Source organism: Prevotella pallens (assembly GCF_900454935.1).
Classification (GTDB): Bacteria; Bacteroidota; Bacteroidia; order Bacteroidales; family Bacteroidaceae; genus Prevotella; species Prevotella pallens.
The window spans coordinates 1,298,903-1,318,194 of sequence record NZ_UGTP01000001.1 but is presented as its reverse complement, the minus strand read 5'-3'; the positions used below and the strand labels follow the sequence as shown (position 1 = coordinate 1,318,194).

The window sequence follows — 19,292 nt, the reverse complement described above, 5'->3', positions numbered from 1 at the left end:
AAATAGAAATCAACTACAAATGAAATGTATACGAAAGGCGAATAGTTATATTATTTTTATTTTCCGATACAGAAGTGTCTAAATATATTGTGTAATGTTTCTTGCGATGTTATTTGGTCGCCTGTAATCTCTGCAAGTATCGAGATAGTTTCTTTCAAATCTTCAGATATTAGGTCGCCACTAAGATTCATATTTAAAGCTTCTTTTACTCGTTGTAATGATATGTGCGCACGAGTAAGTGCATCATAATGTCGGGCATTCATTACAATTGTTGTATTTTCAGAGATTTCAGGTAAATCGGCAACCTTATATATTAATTTCTCAAGCCGATCAATACCTAAGTTATACTTGCCCGATATTTCAATTTCACAATAATAGAAGTCTCCCCAATGTTTTTCCTTTATTATAGTTTCTGTTAGGTTGTCTACCTTATTATGTACAAGAATTAAATGTTTATCAATACATTGAGTAAATATTTCCTCTTCTTCGCCATTAGTAGGAAGTTTGTCTACAACCCACAATACAATTTGTGCCTTTTTAAGTGTGGCGTATGTTCGTTCTATTCCTAATTGTTCTACTTGGTCGGTTGTTTTACGTATTCCTGCGGTATCAATAAAATGGAAATCTACACCATTGATAGCAATAGTATCTTCTATTATATCGCGAGTAGTTCCATGAATATCGCTTACAATAGCACGATTGTCGTGAAGTAAACAGTTAAGTAAAGTAGATTTTCCTACATTCGTCTTACCAATAATAGCAACTGGAATACCTGTTTTAAGAGCTTGTCCTACTTTAAACGAATGTGCGAGTTTTACAACTTTGTTATCTATTTCCTCAGCAAGTGTTATTAATTCTGTTCTATCAGCAAATTCTAATTCTTCATGGTCCGAGAAATCGAGTTCTAATTCCAATAATGAGTTTATTTTAAGTAGTTGCTGACGCAATACAGAAAGTTCTGATGAGAAATGTCCTTTAAGTTGTGATAAAGCTAACTTATACGAAGCCTTATTAGTAGATGCAATAAGGTCTGCCACAGCTTCAGTTTGCGATAAATCCATCTTCCCATTTAAATAAGCTCGTTGGGTATATTCTCCTGGTTTTGCTTGTCGGCAATTGCATTCTATAAGTCTATGAAGCACTTCTTCCATTATATATGCAGAACCATGACACGATATTTCTACAGAATTCTCACCTGTATATGAATGAGGTGCTCGCCAAATAGACACAACAACTTCATCAATGGTTTCTTGTCTTTCGTTTAGTATTTCGCCATAATGTAAAGAATTGGCTGGAGCATCTAATATTCTTCGTGAGAATATGGAATCAACTATTCGGATAGCATCGTTTCCCGAAACCCTGATTATTCCTATTGCACCTCCTGGTCGTGTTGCTACTGCACAAATAGTATCATTAGAGTTTAGCGGATTATTATATACTTGCATTATATAATTAAAAGTAGAAGTTATGTAAATATACTATATTGTCTATAAACCCTTACGTTGTTTCGTTTATGAAGTATCAAGATTATATTCTTTCAAGTACCTTCTTTATTAAACCATCTATTGTATTTTTATAGCCAGAGTTAGCTTCTTTCTGTCGGCGATTGGCAATTACCATACAACATGTTAAAGCTTTATGTCCCAAATGTTGCGCAAGACCAGCTAATGCACTACTTTCCATCTCAAAGTTTGTTATTCTATCTCCATTATATTCAAACTTTACTATTTTCTCGTTTAATTGTGGATCTGCCAATGGTATGCGTAATCGTCTTCCTTGTGGTCCAAAAAAACCTCCACAAGATATGGTAATACCACGCACCATATCATCTTGTGCAATCTGTTCTAACAATTTCATATCGGCATCAGCCACGTATGGATTTCCTAATTGTGGATTCCAATTTACTTGCTTTTTAAATTCATTCTCGAACGTAATATCTAACTCTTCACGTTTTGCATAATAATTAAGCAATCCATCAAAACCTATGCTTTTCTTTGATGCAATGAATGTTCCTATTGGAGTATTTTTTTGGAGTCCACCACAAGTACCGATACGAACCAAGGTTAGTTGTCGTAAATTTGTTTTTTCTTTTCTTGTTTCAAAATCTATATTAGCTAATGCATCTAGTTCGTTAAGGACAATATCTATATTGTCGCATCCTATACCTGTACTTACAATGGTTATTCGTTTATTTTTGAAATTACCCGTTATGGTTCTGAATTCTCTATTGTTCACTTCACATTCTACGCCATCAAAATGTGATGCTACTAAGGCAACTCTTCCAGGATCACCCACTAGAATAACTTTGTCTGCCAGCTCATGTGGTTTTAAATGAAGGTGGAAAATACTTCCATCTTCGTTAATAATCAACTCTGATGGGGCAAAATAATTCTCTTCCATAATTTATAAGATTTAGTAAATGCTTTTTATTGTGTCCTACAAAGTTACATCTTTTTATAAAGAAAGACAACTTAATGCTTATTTTTTTCTTATCTTGCTTGTTTTGAACAAGTAAATTTGTTTAATGTGAGCAAATATACATAATTCTGTCCTTAATAACTTCCTTTTATCGCCAATGCTGAAAAGGTATTAAAATGATAAGAATTTTATAATATCTGTACTTAAATGTGGAAAGACACTATTAAGCACAGATGAATATTTGTTTGTAAACTTATTTTAACGACATGTTAAGCTAAATAGAAAGTCTTATTATTTCTTGTTCGTCTAAATTTATCTTTCCATATTTGCTATCAGAATTTATTGTATATAAACCGAAGTTTAGAAAATGAAAATATATTGTATAACGAGTTATGTGGAAAATATGGTTTCGCACTTCTTCGCCCAAGTAATGAACAATACATAAAAGAAGTTGATATTTTAAATGTTTGGTGGGACGATTGGTGCAGCGTGGAAATAAAATCAGCGATTTTGTGTTTTGTGGTACTATAAATGTTTGTAAAACATCAGTATTTGAACTATTAAAAGAAAATTTTAAAGAACTGAAAGGTATAGATTTGCGCTACAATAAAACGCAGAAAGAATTAAAAGTAAGAAATATCAAACGTTTAAAATGGTTGCCCAAAGAAGAGATTCCCCTAACTGCTTTTTATAGTCTGATAAGTTTCGATAGCCTTCATCAAAATACAGTAGAAAGAGACGAAAGAGGTATCGTTAATTTAAGCGGAATTGCTGAGATAAGGGGAGGAATAGTTATTCCACGAGAACAAGGAAATGAACTGTTTTTCAGTTCCAATTTAGTTAGCAACTACGATTTTTTTCTCTTAAAAACTCTGCTTTTCTTTTGTGTACCGAAAGGGTGAAAGACTTTTGCGAGAATAACAATTTTAAAAATGTCGTTTTCTTAGAAATGGGAGATATTGTGTAGGTTACTACTGCCTGAACTTAGGCAGTTGTATTATATTTTTTTACATTCGGCAATTGTGTTTTCTTGATAGTGTATAGTTATTCTTCAGGCATTTTATTATAATCGAAAGTACCTCCGTAGCTATCTATTAGTTTCTGAGCGTATTCATCAGCATTCTCATCAAAATTTTTCACAGCAATCATTCCTAAAGAATATCTTTTATATAATTCGAATCTGGAGAAAACTTTATTTTCTTCTATAATGTTTTGTTTTATATCGACCAGCTGATTATAAATTGATGCGTATATTGCCACCTTTGGAGACATTCCCATTAAGTTTTTGGTCTCTTCAATCGCTAAATCTACAATCTCCCTATAGTATTTTTTTGTTCTTTTTTTATGTAGACGAATGTACATATTCTTTCCTCAAATAACGTTGTTTCTATGATAACGTAGAACCTCCCGCAAGATTATAATAACAAAACTTGTTGGCGGAATTAATTTAATGCATATTTGACATGTCCTAGTGGTCTGTCGTTTATGTAGTTAATGTATTGCAGTACTGTAAACGTACTGATTTTGGCAGTAATTCTTGCGAATAGTCCTGTGGTCTGTTTGGCATAGTTCCTGATGAGCATGAGATGGTCACATAGTTGAGAGAAACAAGTCTCAATTCTTTTTCTAGCCTTCGCATAAGGTTTAAAAGCAGGCTTCCATGTCTTCATGTTTAATCTATACGGAACCTCCAGTTTGATGTGCGCAGATGAAAACAGATCTTGTTGCAGTTCTGCACTCAGATAAGCTCTATCAGCAAGAATACTGCACTCTGAAAATTCAAACTTCACATCCTTCATATAATGTATATCATGAACATTAGCAGCCGTCAGGTCAAATGAATGTATAACACCTCGTAAACCGCATACAGCGTGCAACTTATAACCATAATAATATACTCCTTGCGTGGCGCAGTAACCAAAAGCTGGAGATTTATCAGGCTCGTCCTTGCCCATCTTGCAGCGTTTGCCTCTTGAGAGTCTGCAAACCTCTATCGGTTTGGAATCTACACAGAAATATTCCTCTGCACCATCCATTGCCTTTGCTATACGCTTACGAATCATTTCACACAGGTGATATGTGTTCTTGCGACGGTCATTGAACTGGCGACGACTGATGAGATGACAAAAGTCCTTTTGGTATTCTTTCAGCCGGTCAAAGAGGTTATTCTCACTGTCAATGCCGAGATGCTCAGCTGTCAGACTCAGGGCTATGACATCAAGGTCAGAGAAGCGAGGGACAACACCACGACGAGGAATATTTCCAAGGTCATTAACCAATCCGTAGGAGAATTTCTTGCATATCTCAAGTATTTTGACGAAATTTGCATATAAGTTGTGCATGGAGTTAAAGCAGATAACAGTATTGTTGATTATCATAAAGTTACTGATTTTTAGCGACATGTGCAACTTTTTTACATTCATATTTCTGATATTTTATCTATTGATTAATTCCGCCAACGGGTAATAACAAAATAAAAATTTATAATAAAAACTTTGCAGTTTTATAATTATAAATTTTTATTTTGTTATTATAGTTCTTTGGAGGGGCGAATTAGGGTAGGGGACTTTCTTTCTTGTTTCCTTTTTCTCTGCTATTTTTAAACGTGCGAGTATTTATATTTCGACAACGACAAATAGCCGATATTAGTCAAAAATGTTTATCTTTGCACAACGGAACAAGGCTGCAAAGTTTTTACTCGGAATAAATGCAGTGCAGCATTTGTCCGTTTACCAATGGCAGCAAATATACAACTCGTATTTTATAGAAACCCAAAAAATCCGAAAGCTGACTTGTTGGTGAAGGTATTGCTAAACGAAGAAGAAGCAACGATGCCATTACCTGCCACCTCTACACCTTTTTATTATAGGTGGACTGACTTTAAAAAAATCTACCTTGCCCGATTAAACGCTTACAATCAGTAGTAACAATGGTTTTTCTGATTTCATAAAAGTAACACAACAACCATACAAAAGATAGCAAAATAAATGGATAAAAAGCAATCAAAAGAAGTGAAAGCAGGGGATATATCTGCCGATAACCTTCTTGTAAAAAACAAGAATGATAATATCGACGATACATTTTGCTATCAGTTGTTTGAAGAAAATTATTTCGATGCAGACAAATTGCAGCATCTTATCAACTTCGTTTCGGTTAAAAAGTTAGACCAAAACGAGGCTGACATATTACAATGGATAATAGAAGGTGTTGATAATTGCTTTATCTATCACCACGACCAAAATGATTATTATCGCATAGCGAACTATTCAAAAGCTATAGAAGATGCGTGGAATAAACATTGGCGTGCTGAATTAACGGCATCTTTGTCCTAATATTCCAATACCGATAAGTCCCTTATGGTTTCTGTACAGACAAAGATGTACGATGAAATAATAAAACAATACGGCATATCGGCATGCTTTCAAAATAATTAAAAAGGGTCTTATATTTTTAATGAATGTACATGTAGCTTTCAATGGTATTTTTTGCATTTAAAAGCGTCTAAATAGTAGCGCAAGAATGCCTATTTTACGACACAAAACCGCCTCTTTTGAAATTCAAAAGAGGCGGTTTTGTGTTATGTGTATTTTATGCTTTAGCACGAAGAAAATAGATTTTACAATACGCTGACACCAAAATAATTATCCGATAGTTTTGCTTGTGAAAAATATTTCCACTTTTCATGCCTTTTTCTCTCCTTAAAAGGCATGTTTCCCAATTTATTTTTACCCTTCACATTCTGTACACTTACTTGTTTATAAGTTGTTTTTACCTTTCAAACAGAAGGCAGATACAACTTTCACAATTAGAGAACAGAAAATGAGTGTGTTGTTTATGCCTTTCAAACAGAAGGCAGATACAACTGAACCAGATCCTATTCAAAATACATTCTTGTTGTTTATGCCTTTCAAACAGAAGGCAGATACAACCATGGGGCGAATGCTCTATCAAAGATATTTGTTGTTTTTACCTTTCAAACAGAAGGTAGATACAACTTTTAGCATTGGAAAAACAACGATGAAATTGTTGTTTTTACCTTTCAAACAGAAGGCAGATACAACTTCTAGTTAAGACACTGTTCGAATAAAAAAGTTGTTTTTACCTTTCAAACAGAAGGCAGATACAACTACCTAACCTAACTATCTGATTATTATCTATTTTCTTTCTTTTCTAATATTCTTCTAATGTATTCTCACTATTTAAACATAAATCTCGTTTTTTAAAATTTATATTGTTTCTTATTCGTATTGAGAGACTCTGATGAATTTCTATCATATCATCTTCTTTGTTATTAACAATAAGTAACAGCACATAGATGTGTTTGCTATATTCAAAATGATTAACATTGTTCTCTTTTTATATTAGCGAACAATCCATTATCTTGTTTTTATGTTTCCTTTTCTTTTTTGCCATCTTCCTCTTCCTGTATTTTTTTTATTATTTTACTAACTTCCTCTTTCAGTTTTACTGCAATACTGAGTCCTTTACTTTCTAAAATTTTAGAAGAAGAAAGGCTGAATCGCTCAATATTTACGAAGAGATTTTCATCGTACATTGGATATTGGTTGTGAGAAAAGGCATTTCGTACGGCAGTAAGGAGTTTTACATCGTTATTAAACTTTGCTTTGTTTACCTCGCCTTTGAGTTCCAACCAACCTGTAAGCATATTGTGGAAGTTGTCGGTGTCCAAACTATCGTAATTATCTATCAGCGTTTTTTCTAACGCCAACATATCTTTAATAATTTCTATTCTTGCTTTTTGATATTCTCTAAGTTCATGTTCTACACGTAACTTACTGATAGGATTTCTCTTCGATTCTGCTTCAGAGTTAGTTTTAACGAACGAGAATAAACCATTAAGCCTGCGATCTTTTACCAAAGCCTTGAAGTTTCCTTGTTTTAAAAGTTTGGTTCCATTTTCTTCGATATATATAGTACGCAAATATTTTTTCTTAGGCGAGCTTTCGTTTTCATACACTGTAACGGGCAATTGCATAGACTTTATTTGATTCAGAATATTATTGCTTCTTTCTTCTTCTACATTTGTAATAATATCTTTTAAATATATATGCCCTGTATTTAAGTTTTCTACTTTCTGATTATTATATATTTCTATACACATCAGCCACGTTACAATGTCTTGGTTTCTTGTTAGTCGAATCTCACGCTCAAATTTTTTCCAAGATTTAAAATCAAGATAGGACGGGTTCTTTCTCTTTTCTTCTTCTGTCTTACCCTTAAATTCTAATTGTTTTTTATCCCATAGTTTTCTGCGTCTTGCAATATCCAAAAAATCTTTTTCTTTAGGTTTGTCTATGTTGCCAACGTTAAAAGGATAGTTGTAAAATGGCTGTACGCTGTCTTTATATTTTTCACTGAAGAACAAAGGAATTACTTTTGCAACCAAGCCAACCCTTTTTAAGTCGTCGACTTTTATTTTTTTCCAATACTTTATAAACCATTTCCTTATGGGTTCCGTAAAGATTCCACGTGGTAGATTAAAGCCGTTCTTCCACCCTTGCACTAATGTATCACGGTTGGTCTTTGGCTCTTTAAGTTTAAGGAAACATTGGTTCTTCTTCCAGTCTTCAGGCTTTAGCTTATTCAGAAATTCTATCTTTGCTTTCAAATAGTTGCGATAGAAAGACAAGATATTGTTACACTTTTCCCACTCTGTCTGTTTCAAGAATGGGTGAGAGTTAGTATCTCCTATGAGATTCATTTGTTTGAAGTAAGGAGTAAGACGTTCGTGTTCGCTGCCAAATAATGCAAGCGTACGTTGCAATAGTTGATATTCTGTGCTATTAGCTTTACTATTGTTCAGAGGTTCGCCATTTTCGTCCCTTTGAACAGGTTGAAAACGCATCATATCATTAACTAACCAACTGGCTATTTCTCCAGATTTCAATGGACTTATGCCTCTTTTTGCATATTTCATCTTTCCCTCTATCAGTTTATCAAGAGTTTTAAGACGATTTTCTGTAGCAAGTTTCATCTTCTCTTGTTTGACTTTAGCCTTTTCTACCATATCTTTATGCTTGTTATACAATATGGCAATCATCTGTTTGGGCAGATGTCCTATTTTGATATCTTTATCCTCACAGTATTTTTCTAACTCGTCTGTGTTGTCTATCTCGTCATTGGCAAAAGCATCGTAAAGAGTAAATATGTCTTTTATTTTACTCTCAATAATTGCTTCTACTTTTCTTGGACTTTCATTTTTTGTCTTTAACAACATGTAGTAAAACATCATTGGCAAAAGCTCGTGTACGCTTAAGAAAGCTTCTGCTTTGATTGATGTTCTGAGATTGTACTTCTTTCTTTTATTGTTTGTGAGTTCTGTGTTAGTTGATGGCCAAATATTATGATTTTTAAAAGCAATGCCAATCTTCTCGTTCTCCAAATGATAGTGCGGAGTAGTTTCAGAAATATATGGTTTTTCGTTTACTTTTTCGTCTTCTTGTTTCTTGAAAGTATCTAAGTCCTTTATGATTGCTTTCCATTCATCAGGGCGATTTTGCTTTGCAAACTCTTGTAAGCGTTCAAAACCATACAGCTTATGCGTAAGGTGGCGGTCTTCCTTTTCACCACCAATTAGTTTTTTATAAATGGAGAAATGATAGGTGCCTAAATCTATTTGAAAACGAAGATTTTCGAATATTTCGTTATAGTCGGAATAACGCAATACAAAGTAAGGGAAACGATCTTGGTGCCTTATCAATGTGTTTTTAAATGGATCTTGTTCAGCATCGTAGTCTTCGTCTGTAGAATCAAAAGGAACTTCAAACTTTTTTCTGTCTTCTCCTTTCAGGCGTTCATACAACGATTTAGGACAACGTATAAGTTCGTTGAGCATATCTAACAATATCCAGTCTTTTGTTTGCGTGCTTTCCAATCGTAGTTTTGGCAAAAGTATTCGATTTCTGCAAAATACTTCATTGGTCATTTTTTGATATGACTCATTACTGCACCTAAAGCCTTCAAGTTTTTTCTGTACCCATATTGCATCTTTCTTTTCAAGGAATAAGGAAACGAAAAAGAGTAAACCACTTATGGTTATGTTTCCTTCATTATCTGCAAAAGAGTAACGGAACTTTTCATTTCTTTTTCTATCAAGATGCTTGAAGTGCTCTTTAGGCTTTATATCAGGGTTATGTTTATAATCTTCTTTTACTAATCTGATACTGGTATCAAGAATATTATACAATTTATTTCTAATGTCTTCATCAAACTTCGGTCTTTCTAAAGATTTAGAATGCTTGTAGTGGGAATAATGGTTTCTTAGGTCTTGAAGCATCTTTAACAAGAGAAATAAATTGTCTTTTAGAATTTCAAATGATTGGATTTCAGCTTGTTTCTCTTCTTTTTGTTTTGTGTTACCGGTAAGATGCTGTTGATGAGTCATAGCTTCTAAGAATGGGAAGTGTTTTATCATTAGCTCTTCTAATCGAGCTTTCTTATTAATATCTCTAATTCCGCTCCAAATGTTTTTAAGGGGTATATCATATCCGTCTATATTGATTTCAGCTTCTCCCAGTATCTTGTTAATATGGTTGATTGTAATATAGACATTGTGGCGTGCCAAATTAAGGAATGCTGCCCAAAAATGCTTATCATCCTTGTTATAAGTTGATACTACGGGTGCTTCTTCTTCTTTCATTTTCACTATATGATTTATTAGTTCTTATTTCTTTTCTAAAGTCTTATTAACTCTTGAGCAATAATAGATTGTTCAGAGTTTTATACAATTGTTACATTTGCTAATCTTCGTAGAGTAAAAATCGTACAACTGATATGGCAAAGATACAAATAAAATAAGAGAAACTGAAAGATAATTCCGCTAAAACAGTGGTATTTGCGACTTCCTAATGTAAAAACAGCCTCTTTCTATTTGTAGAAGAGACTGTTTAACTAGTATTGTTAGTAAGAATGTAATGAATTTCTTATGGAACTTTGTTGTGCACTTACTGAATAGTACCTCAGTTCAACAATAAATCAAATTATGAACTGTGATCTTGCTGTATACGAATATAGTGATTTATTAATTCAGTGAACATTAATTAGAATTATTTTTAATGACTATTTATAATCTGTCTTTCTCGTTATTACCAGCACCTTTTCCTTTATATTTAGATTTAATGGTGTTGAAACTATAAGTTAATGTACACTCAATAGAACGAGTATTAAAAAACTTTGCCATCTCAATTTCTCGAACTCCACTATAAAGTGTGAAACAATTTTTGCGAGCACTATTAAATATGTCGTTAATCATTAGCTTCATTTTCCAATTTTTCCCCAATTGTTTCATTAAGCCTGCATTAATTTGCCAAGTCTGCGCCATATCCATATTCTCTGCATTGCCTTTACTGCGCCAACTAAGATCAGCACTCAGCATACAAGTTGGTGTTAAAGAAATAATATTATTGAATTTAACAATACCCATAACTCTATTGAAAGACTTTGTTTCTCCTTTATACATTTCTTTATAGAATGGAACAAACATTCCTACCATTAAAGCTGGATAATAACGTTTGAATTGTGGCGATACTTGCAATCCTAATTGTAATTCTGTCATTTTGTATTCAGAATTCATATTTTTAAATAAAGTAGCATTACCGTTACCATAATCTAGTGCAGATGTAATTATCTTATCTGTTGTGTGTGCATAATTAAGCATAAGCATTGCCCAGCTATATTGTATATTGCACGAGATATTATCAACGTATGATGGACGAAGATTTGGATTGCCACTTTGATAAAGATATTTATTTACATACGATACTCTTCCTCCAAGTTGCGAATACAAAGGACGATTATATTTCTTAGTATAACTCAACTGTACCATTCCTCTGTTTATTGGTATCATCATCATTATTGTTGGAAAGAGTTTATTGTAAACACGAGATTGTTCTTCTATTTTTTGTTTGTTTTCATAGTAATTACTGTTTATATGTTCATAACGAACACCAATTTGGAAGCCTATCTTACCCAGTCGTTGCATCATTTCTAAATATACGGCTGTGTTCATTTCTTTTATTAATAGATTATTAGAAGGAAGAACATTCTCTATATTCACAAAATTTTCATCACGATGGCTGTCAGATATTTCAGTTCCTAAATTTATTTGCCCTTTCAAAAAGGGGTGAGATAAATGGAACTCGCCAGCTAACATACGAGAAGAAATCTTATCCGTAGAAGTTATCGTCCGATTGCTTATATTAAGATGCGTCTCGTTAATATTCTCATTCCCTTTTGCATACTTCCATAATACATCAAAGGTAGTGTTTAAAGTCCATTTACCTATCTGATTGGTGTAATATGCATCTATATTATGTGTAGTTATTTTGGCATTATTGTAGTCCACTACATTGTTTTCATCGTTCAAAATATTGTTTATCCACGATTGTGTATTATATAACGAACAAAAATCCGTTGGATTATGAGAAACTTTATAGAACAATCCAAAAGCGTGAACAGGCGAAATGGTATAATTAAATCCTAATCTGCTATCATACAGTTTAGAAGTTTCTTTCTGGCTCATATCAACATTCTGTGTATATTGCGACGCGAGCCATGTATTCTGCACATTGTTACTACTTCCTTTTGTTTTCTTCCTTGAATATTCCAAATCGGCAAAGATATCGAGCTTATCACGACGATAATTTGCATTGATTATCTCTGAACCATTCAGATAATCACAATAGCTTAATTTCGTGGTGCTATCAAAAGCAAGACCTTCACCGGGTGCTCTTTCAGACGTAATACGTATCACTGCATTGACAGTTGCATTATAACGAGCACCGGGATTCATAACAACTTCTACCTTTTTAATTTTATTTGATTTAAGTTGTTCTAACAAATTATCATTATTCACCTTTTTTCCATTAATATACACTAAGGGCTTTCCTTTTCCGAATACAGCTATGCCTTTTGCAGTAGTTATAATTCCTGGTAGATGTCCTAAAACATCGTTGGCATTACCCACGTTCTCAAGAATGGTTCCTTTTATGGAAGTAACCAAAGCGTCGCCTTCTATACGTGTTATAGGTCGGCGCAATGCAACTTCAACTCCTTCTAAGTTTGTTATTGCTGACGAAAGTATTACAGATAAAGGAGTGTTAGGCTTTGCATTTATTATTTGGTCGTTATATCCAATTCGAGAAATCTTTAATAACCCTTTTGATACATTTAAAAGATTGAACTTTCCATCTTCATCTGTCGTTACTCCTGTAACAAACGATGAATCGTTAGCATTAAGTAAGGCTACATTTGCAAAAGATATAGGTTGCTGTTTATTATCAACAATCTTACCATAATAATTTTCTTGTGCCTGTATAGAAAGAGTTAATATACATAGAAAGGCTGTAATAAATAAATTTCTTTTTTTTCTCATTGCAGTTATTTTGATTATTTATTTTGCTTGCAAAAGTAAAAAAAAAAAACAAATTCTATTATCTCATAATAATATTATTATTGAAAGTAAAAAATAATGTTGTACATTTATCTATATAGCGTAATTGAAAATTAAAATAGCAGGTTTATAATAGAAAGCAACCAAAGTATTGTTAAACAGAATATTGTTTCAATAGCAAGTAAAAATATCTACAAATATTTTGATTTCTCCTTTTTTGTATGTATCTTTGCATTCGCTTTTGCCGATATGGCTCAGTTGGTAGAGCAACGCATTCGTAATGCGTAGGTCCCCGGTTCGAGTCCGGGTATCGGCTCTTTAATAGAGATACTACAAAGGCTACCTTTATAATAATAAAGTTATTATAAATACATACAAGCGGAATTAGCACATCGGTAGTGCACGGGCTTCCCAAGCCTGGGAGGCGGGTTCGATTCCCGTATTCCGCTCACATTTCCAATTTCAGTTTCATTTCTAATATATAAAAAGGTCAGAAAGAATTAGGGGTCAGTCCTAAAACCCAGTTGCAAGCCTATACTCTTAAGCACATAATTTCATAAGTATTTATTACCTTTGCATCATGAAAACTCACCAATTATTACGTTGCATCTTTCCAGATGTACTTGCCGACTACTTTGATGTTGTCGATATTCACGAGAGTGTTTCGCAGTTTGACTTTTGGCTTGACGAGCGTAACTTTATGGAAAAGTGGGTCAGTCCTAAAACCCAGTTGCAAGCCTATACTCTTAAGCGCATAATTTCATAAGTATTTATTACCTTTGCATCATGAAGAGTCACCAATTATTACGTTGCATCTTTCCAGATGTACTTGCCGACTACTTTGATGTTGTCGATATTCAAGAGAGTGTTACCCAGTTTGACTTTTGGCTTGACGAGCGTAACTTTATGGAAAAGTCAGACCATAAGTTAGGCACCGTAAGCAGTTATGGTTTTACCAGCGAGCGTGTTATTCAGGACTTCCCCCTTCGTGGCAAAGCAGTTTACCTCCATGTTCGCCGTCGTAAGTGGCGTGACAGTTCCAACGGAGAGATATTTACTTATTCATATGATGATTTTCGGCGTAATGGACATTTGGTAGGCTGATCATTCCAGCCTACTTTTTGTATTTATGAATCCATCTATAAACTTCTTCTTGTTAGCTTCATTCAATCCATTATGATTATGTAGTGCCCTTTTAAGCTGTGAGTTAAATCCTTCCAATAGATTTGTTGTATTAGGAATTTGTAATTCTGTATAATCCTCATACGTATAGAGCCATTTAAGATGAGTCTTAACAGAACGTCTTGCAGTTCTCAGTCTTCTATGTGTATAGGTCGTCTTGCCAGAGATTAGAAGAGTTCGTTCGTCTAGAAACTCTTTCTATTGTTCACACCATTTCTCAAAAGCTGTTATAAACTCTTCTTTTCCCAAAGAGAACATACTTCTCATTAAAGTTAATAGTTCAACGCCTGCAGGTAAATGTGGATTGTTAGTAAGAAGCCTTCTAACTATCTGGAATTGGTGGAACTGACACATTTGTACGGGACAGAAACTTATAGCTTGTAAAAGTCCCATGTGTCCATCACATACCACTGCTTTTATTGTAGTTCCACGCTTCGCAATATACCGAAGTCCATCAAGATAATCCTTATTAGTTTCGTTCTTAACAAACTTGCGATAAAGTATTTTACCTGATGATGCGTCCTGGAAAAGCATCACGCCAAATGTCTTGGAAAAGTAAGTCGTATCTATTATTATTACTGCAGATTTGGGGTAAGTAGCAGTAAAACTATCCACCACTAAACTTAACCTACGTCGTATGGTTCGTTCTGAGCATTTATAAAGAATGGATAGGTCTGAGATTGTTCTATTTGCAGCAAGATAGTCATTCCAGAGAGACACATTATTTATACGTAACCCACCTTGGAATTGCCTACCACAATCCCTGCAAAGATACATCTGAACATTACGTCGATGACCATTCTTTTTAACATTTGAGCTGTTGCAGAATATACAGTTTTTTTATTCATAGGTTTTCAAATGCTGCAAAGGTAGTAAATAAAAGCGTTTCGTGAGGTTTCAGCCTACCAAATGTCCATTACGCCTGATTTGACGGCTGAGGGCAGTAAACTATCCCCCGAGTTCGTTTCTTTTTTAAAAGAATAGAATTGAGTCCACTGCAGAGAGCATCGCAAGTATCGGTGCGCACTATGGCGTAAATGGCAAGCTGTTATCCACACAGTACAAGGAACATTTCAGTGATTACCGTAGCTGGGATCAGTTGGGCCATGCTCAAGACTGGCTATTGTTTGAAGATAACATAGGAGAGAGTCTAAGTATTGATGAGACCTGTCTAAGCAGTGGCGAGGTTTATACTTTTCTGACCAACAAGGCGGGAAAGGGTAGAAAAGGGACTTTGGTAGCTGTGGTTAAAGGGACTAAAGCAGAGGACGTTATTCAGGTTCTCAAGAAGATAAACCTTTCTAAACGAAATACTGTCAAGGAGATAACACTCGATTTATCATCTTCTATGATGCGCATAGCCCGCTCTGTTTTTCCCAAAGCACTTATTACCAATGATAGATTTCATGTACAGAAACTATATTATGATGCTCTGGATGACATGCGTATCGCTTACCGATGGATGGCAAGAGATAAAGAGAATGAGGAGATAAAAGAGGCAAAATGTAAGGGTAAGGAATATATACCATTTAGATACAGCAATGGTGACACGCGTAAGCAGTTGCTCGCCAGAGCAAAGTTCATATTGACCAAGCACAAGACCAAGTGGACTGAAACACAGAAAGGTAGGGCACAAATCATATTTGAACATTATCCGACACTGAAAAAGGCATATGATTTGGCTATGAAACTTACCGATATTTATAACATCAAGAGCATCAAGGATGCTGCAAGGCTGAAGCTGGCAAAATGGTTTAATGAGGTTGAAGAGCTGGGAGTAGACAATTTCTACACAGTGATTGACACGTTTGTGGTAGTTAAGAACAATATTTTGGGCTGTAAGAGAAGTATTTGAGACACCTTATAAAAGTATCTGAAAATTAATGAGAGGTAGTTGAATAACAATCGGACACTTTATAATCTGCGTTGATGTGTTGTTTCTGATGTTGTTTCTTTGCGTCTCTGCTACTATTGTATGCGTTTCCTATATTAGCGACAGCCTATTGTAATAGTTTTACTTACGTGTAAGTAAAACTTTATTTACGTGTAAGTAGAACTTTATTTACGTGTAAGTAAAACTTTACTTACGTGTAAGTAATAGCTTTATTTCAGCATAAAGGTGATGCGGATTTATATGAAAAGCGTAAGAATATTGGGAGAGAAATAGTGTAACTATTCAGCGGTATCGATCAGTCTGTATTCTCTCCTCTAAAATCTTCGTATAAAGGTTATAAAGATACCCATTTTTCTTGCGTATTTCAGATTTTCTTTGTACCCTTATACCTATGAAAGAGCAAGTTACGGACATATCAAAAGTATTACAAGGCATAACGGAAGAGATACGATTATTGCGTTGAACTGTCAATCAGCAGTATGCTGAGATTATCAAATTTAACCGTAACATAAATGCTCTGAACCTTGAAATTCGCAAGAAATGCGATTCAAGCCTTATTTAAGGTTTAATAAATTGATATGCACTATATATCGGGTATCGCTGAATAGTTACGATTTTAATAAGAAATTTGAAAAACATAATTACTTTTTTCTATATACTACGATAAATTCTAACTAACTGTTTAAGCGCAATAATATGGATAGTTGATTTTTATACTTCTATAAGGGGCGATAGATACAGTATAGGAAATAGGTGAAAATGATAAGACCACCTATTAAATATATTTCTCTCAAAATAGCGAGAAAAGTTTTATTGAATACAATATTTTTTGTGAAATATGCTTTAATATCAGATAAATTCACGATATTTGCAAGCCGAATATATGCTTTATGGGCAATGTTCGCTTAAATTAGATGTTTTACTGGATAAAAAGAATATAATTTTAACAATGAGAAGATACCTGTTTTCTTTTATATTAACGGTGATATTTTGTGTCTCTGTTACTGCACAAAAAAAATATTCAGTGTATGGAATAGGTTTTTATAACCAAGAAAATCTTTTTGACTATACACATGATGAAGGTAAGAAAGATATGGATTTTACTCCAGATGGTTCTTATAAATGGAATAAAATGAAATATGAAAGCAAATTGCACAATATGTCTAAAGTGCTTTCAGAAATGGGTACAGATGTTCTTCCTAATATTGGCTGTGCTATTATTGGTTTAGCCGAAGTAGAGAATGAACACGTTTTAAAAGATTTAACAGCGCAGCCATCTCTTGCAACTCGTAATTACAAATATATTCATATTGAGGGACCTGATCAGCGTGGAATAGATTGTGCTTTACTTTATAATCCTAAACTTTTTACAATACGTAATGTGAAATTAGTGCCTTATGTATACGAAAATACAACGAAAGACAAGCGTCCTACACGAGGTTTTCTTACAGTTAGTGGTACTTTAGCAGAAGAACATGTAACTGTTGTTGTGTGCCATTGGCCAAGTCGTGGAGCAGGTTCATATTTTCGCGAATTAGCAGGAAAAGAAGTAAAGGCATTAAAAGATTCACTTTTATGCGATGACCCCAATGTAAAAATACTAATTATGGGTGATATGAACGATGATCCAACTGATAAAAGTATGGTGGAGTGTTTATCTGCAAAACCGAATATTAGCGAAGTTGGTGTAAACGATCTTTATAATCCGTGGTATAATGTTTTAGTAAAAGAGAATACAGGAACTTTAAAATATCAAGGTAGATGGAACTTATTCGATCAGATAGTCTTAACGCCAAACATTTTGAATAAAGAATACCAGAAAGATTATTCAACCTTAAAATTTTGGAAAAATCAAATATTCCGTCGCGATTATTTATTTCAAGAAACAGGAAAACACAAAGGCAATATAAAACGAACAACAGATGGAGGAGTTTGGCTTAATGGTTATTCAGATCATCTCCCAGTTGTGCTATATTTAATTAAAGAGCAAAAATAAAATGGAAATAGAAACGCATCCATTTGAGCCATGGTTACCATCAAATGCAAAGTTATTGATGCTTGGAACATTCCCTCCCGCACCTAAACGTTGGGCAATGGAATGGTATTATCCTAATTATACTAACGATATGTGGCGAATATTTGGGTTAGCTTTCTTTGAGGATAAAATGCATTTTATTGATGAAGCGAATAAAACATATAAGCTACAAGAATTAAAGCAATTTTTAAAAGAAAAAGGTGTTGCTATATTTGATACGGCTTTACGTATTCGCCGAACAACTGGAACAGCATCTGATAAAGATTTAGAAATAGTAGAGCCTGCAGATCTTGATAAAATGTTACGTTCATTACCAGAATGTAAATCAATTTTAGCTGCTGGACAACTCGCCACAAAAGTTTTTACCGAGCATTACAATATAGATGCGCGTAAAATGAAAATGGGAGAATATCGAACATTTTCTTTTGAAGGTAGAACATTAAAATTATATCGTGAGCCAAGTAGTAGTCGTGCTTACCCTATGCGTGTTGAAGAAAAAGCAACTTATTATAAACAAATGTTCAAAGAAACACATATACTCTAAATATGCTAGATAAAATTACAATAATTGGAATTGCAGGTGGCACCGGCTCAGGGAAAACTACAGTTGTAAGAAAGGTTGTTGAAACTTTACCTCCACATTATGTAGCAGTAGTTCCATTAGATTCTTATTATAATGATACTACTGAACTTACTGAAAAAGAACGTAGAGCTATAAATTTTGATCACCCAGATGCTTTCGATTGGAAGTTACTTATCAAACAAGTTAATGACTTGCGTAATGGACTTGCAATAGAACAACCTACTTATAGTTATTTAGCTTGTAATCGATTACCTGAAACTATTTATGTAGAGCCGAAACCTGTTATTATTATTGAAGGAATTATGTCTCTTTTAAATAAGAAATTACGGGATATAATGGATTTGAAGGTATTTGTAGACTGCGATTCCGATGAACGTCTTATACGTAATATTGAACGCGATATTTTAGAAAGAGGACGCAATGTAACAATGGTGTTAGACAGATATAGAAAGGTGTTAAAACCTATGCACGAACAGTTTATTGAACCAACTAAACGTTACGCAGATATTATTATTCCTCAAGGTGGAGAGAATACGAAAGGAATCAATATTCTATGTAGTTATATTCACGGATTAATACCTCGCGTAGAAGGTTAAAATTTCAACCTCTGGTCAAATCATAGCCTATAATATCGCAATAACTTTATGCGTTTTTATGAAAAAGGATTTTAATTGATATTGAATCTTTGTAAATATTGTGCAAAAGCAATATTGCTCTGTAGAAATTAATATCAATTAGAATTATATGTTACGACTATATTGAAGGATTA

The 19,292-nt window shown here is 33.9% G+C and carries 15 protein-coding genes, 2 tRNA genes and 3 pseudogenes; 12 read left to right on the top strand and 8 right to left on the bottom strand.

Going from position 1 to position 19,292, the window contains the following annotated elements:
* Positions 1–56: 56 nt before the first annotated feature.
* On the bottom strand, positions 57–1,445 hold the full coding sequence (gene mnmE / locus DX009_RS05610; protein WP_115083302.1) for a tRNA uridine-5-carboxymethylaminomethyl(34) synthesis GTPase MnmE: 1,389 nt from the start codon (positions 1,443–1,445) through the stop codon (positions 57–59).
* Between the two features lie 82 nt (positions 1,446–1,527).
* Positions 1,528–2,400 carry a nucleoside phosphorylase gene (locus DX009_RS05605; protein ID WP_006044825.1) on the bottom strand — a complete coding sequence of 291 codons (873 nt, stop codon included), beginning with the start codon at positions 2,398–2,400 and terminating at the stop codon, positions 1,528–1,530.
* Positions 2,401–2,888: 488 nt separating this feature from the next.
* Here DX009_RS05605 and DX009_RS05600 point away from each other — a divergent pair, with 488 nt between their 5' ends.
* Complete coding sequence (locus DX009_RS05600; RefSeq protein WP_220182387.1) at positions 2,889–3,320, top strand: hypothetical protein; 432 nt, start codon at positions 2,889–2,891, stop codon at positions 3,318–3,320.
* Positions 3,321–3,462: 142 nt separating this feature from the next.
* Here DX009_RS05600 and DX009_RS05595 read toward each other — a convergent pair whose 3' ends face one another.
* Both DX009_RS05595 and DX009_RS05590 read right to left on the bottom strand, forming a co-directional pair.
* The gene (locus tag DX009_RS05595; protein WP_115083301.1) at positions 3,463–3,780 is read right to left on the bottom strand and encodes an immunity protein Tsi6 family protein; all 318 of its coding nucleotides are present in this window, start codon (positions 3,778–3,780) and stop codon (positions 3,463–3,465) included.
* An 80-nt stretch (positions 3,781–3,860) separates the two neighbouring features.
* The gene (locus DX009_RS05590) at positions 3,861–4,820 is read right to left on the bottom strand and encodes an IS982 family transposase (RefSeq protein WP_115082768.1); all 960 of its coding nucleotides are present in this window, start codon (positions 4,818–4,820) and stop codon (positions 3,861–3,863) included.
* A gap of 327 nt (positions 4,821–5,147) precedes the next feature.
* Here DX009_RS05590 and DX009_RS05585 point away from each other — a divergent pair.
* The 3 genes and pseudogenes from DX009_RS05585 to DX009_RS13820 form a co-directional block, all read left to right on the top strand.
* Positions 5,148–5,342, top strand: a pseudogene (locus DX009_RS05585) (histidine-type phosphatase); the annotation flags it as partial.
* Positions 5,343–5,405: 63 nt separating this feature from the next.
* Complete coding sequence (locus DX009_RS05580; RefSeq protein WP_115083300.1) at positions 5,406–5,750, top strand: hypothetical protein; 345 nt, start codon at positions 5,406–5,408, stop codon at positions 5,748–5,750.
* A 502-nt stretch (positions 5,751–6,252) separates the two neighbouring features.
* Entirely contained in the window at positions 6,253–6,489 is a 237-nt protein-coding gene (locus DX009_RS13820; RefSeq protein WP_410525568.1) for a hypothetical protein, read from the top strand.
* A gap of 316 nt (positions 6,490–6,805) precedes the next feature.
* Here the strand turns inward: DX009_RS13820 and cas13b are convergent, their stop codons facing one another.
* Positions 6,806–10,078: a type VI-B CRISPR-associated RNA-guided ribonuclease Cas13b gene (cas13b, locus tag DX009_RS05575; protein ID WP_115083299.1), complete on the bottom strand. Its 3,273-nt coding sequence runs from the start codon at positions 10,076–10,078 to the stop codon at positions 6,806–6,808.
* 423 nt (positions 10,079–10,501) lie between these two features.
* Positions 10,502–12,811 (bottom strand): TonB-dependent receptor family protein, encoded by a 2,310-nt coding sequence (locus tag DX009_RS05570; protein ID WP_115083298.1) that lies wholly within the window; start codon positions 12,809–12,811, stop codon positions 10,502–10,504.
* A 261-nt stretch (positions 12,812–13,072) separates the two neighbouring features.
* On the opposite strand from DX009_RS05570, the gene DX009_RS05565 reads away from it, so the two are divergent.
* The 4 genes from DX009_RS05565 (at position 13,073) to DX009_RS05550 (ending at position 13,933) form a co-directional block, all read left to right on the top strand.
* Positions 13,073–13,145, top strand: a tRNA-Thr gene (locus DX009_RS05565).
* A gap of 62 nt (positions 13,146–13,207) precedes the next feature.
* Positions 13,208–13,278 (top strand) — tRNA-Gly (locus DX009_RS05560).
* A gap of 131 nt (positions 13,279–13,409) precedes the next feature.
* Positions 13,410–13,595, top strand: a complete 186-nt coding sequence (locus DX009_RS05555) for a hypothetical protein (protein WP_245944594.1) — start codon at positions 13,410–13,412, stop codon at positions 13,593–13,595.
* A 20-nt stretch (positions 13,596–13,615) separates the two neighbouring features.
* Positions 13,616–13,933, top strand: a complete 318-nt coding sequence (locus DX009_RS05550; protein WP_115083297.1) for an ISAon1 family transposase N-terminal region protein — start codon at positions 13,616–13,618, stop codon at positions 13,931–13,933.
* Here DX009_RS05550 and DX009_RS05545 read toward each other — a convergent pair.
* Together DX009_RS05545 and DX009_RS13865 are read right to left on the bottom strand one after the other, a co-directional pair.
* Positions 13,934–14,788, bottom strand: a pseudogene (locus tag DX009_RS05545) (IS256 family transposase, variant Zn-binding type). It lies immediately after the preceding gene.
* Positions 14,789–14,794: 6 nt separating this feature from the next.
* Positions 14,795–14,842: pseudogene (locus DX009_RS13865) on the bottom strand (hypothetical protein); the annotation flags it as partial.
* Between the two features lie 154 nt (positions 14,843–14,996).
* Here DX009_RS13865 and DX009_RS05540 point away from each other — a divergent pair.
* The 4 genes from DX009_RS05540 (at position 14,997) to udk (ending at position 19,119) form a co-directional block, all read left to right on the top strand.
* On the top strand, positions 14,997–15,866 hold the full coding sequence (locus tag DX009_RS05540) for an ISAon1 family transposase (protein WP_458693514.1): 870 nt from the start codon (positions 14,997–14,999) through the stop codon (positions 15,864–15,866).
* A 988-nt stretch (positions 15,867–16,854) separates the two neighbouring features.
* Positions 16,855–17,901: an endonuclease/exonuclease/phosphatase family protein gene (locus tag DX009_RS05535; protein WP_115083818.1), complete on the top strand. Its 1,047-nt coding sequence runs from the start codon at positions 16,855–16,857 to the stop codon at positions 17,899–17,901.
* A 1-nt stretch (position 17,902) separates the two neighbouring features.
* On the top strand, positions 17,903–18,484 hold the full coding sequence (locus DX009_RS05530; protein WP_006044932.1) for a uracil-DNA glycosylase family protein: 582 nt from the start codon (positions 17,903–17,905) through the stop codon (positions 18,482–18,484).
* Positions 18,485–18,486: 2 nt separating this feature from the next.
* Positions 18,487–19,119 (top strand): uridine kinase, encoded by a 633-nt coding sequence (udk, locus tag DX009_RS05525; RefSeq protein WP_006044931.1) that lies wholly within the window; start codon positions 18,487–18,489, stop codon positions 19,117–19,119.
* Positions 19,120–19,292: the final 173 nt, after the last annotated feature.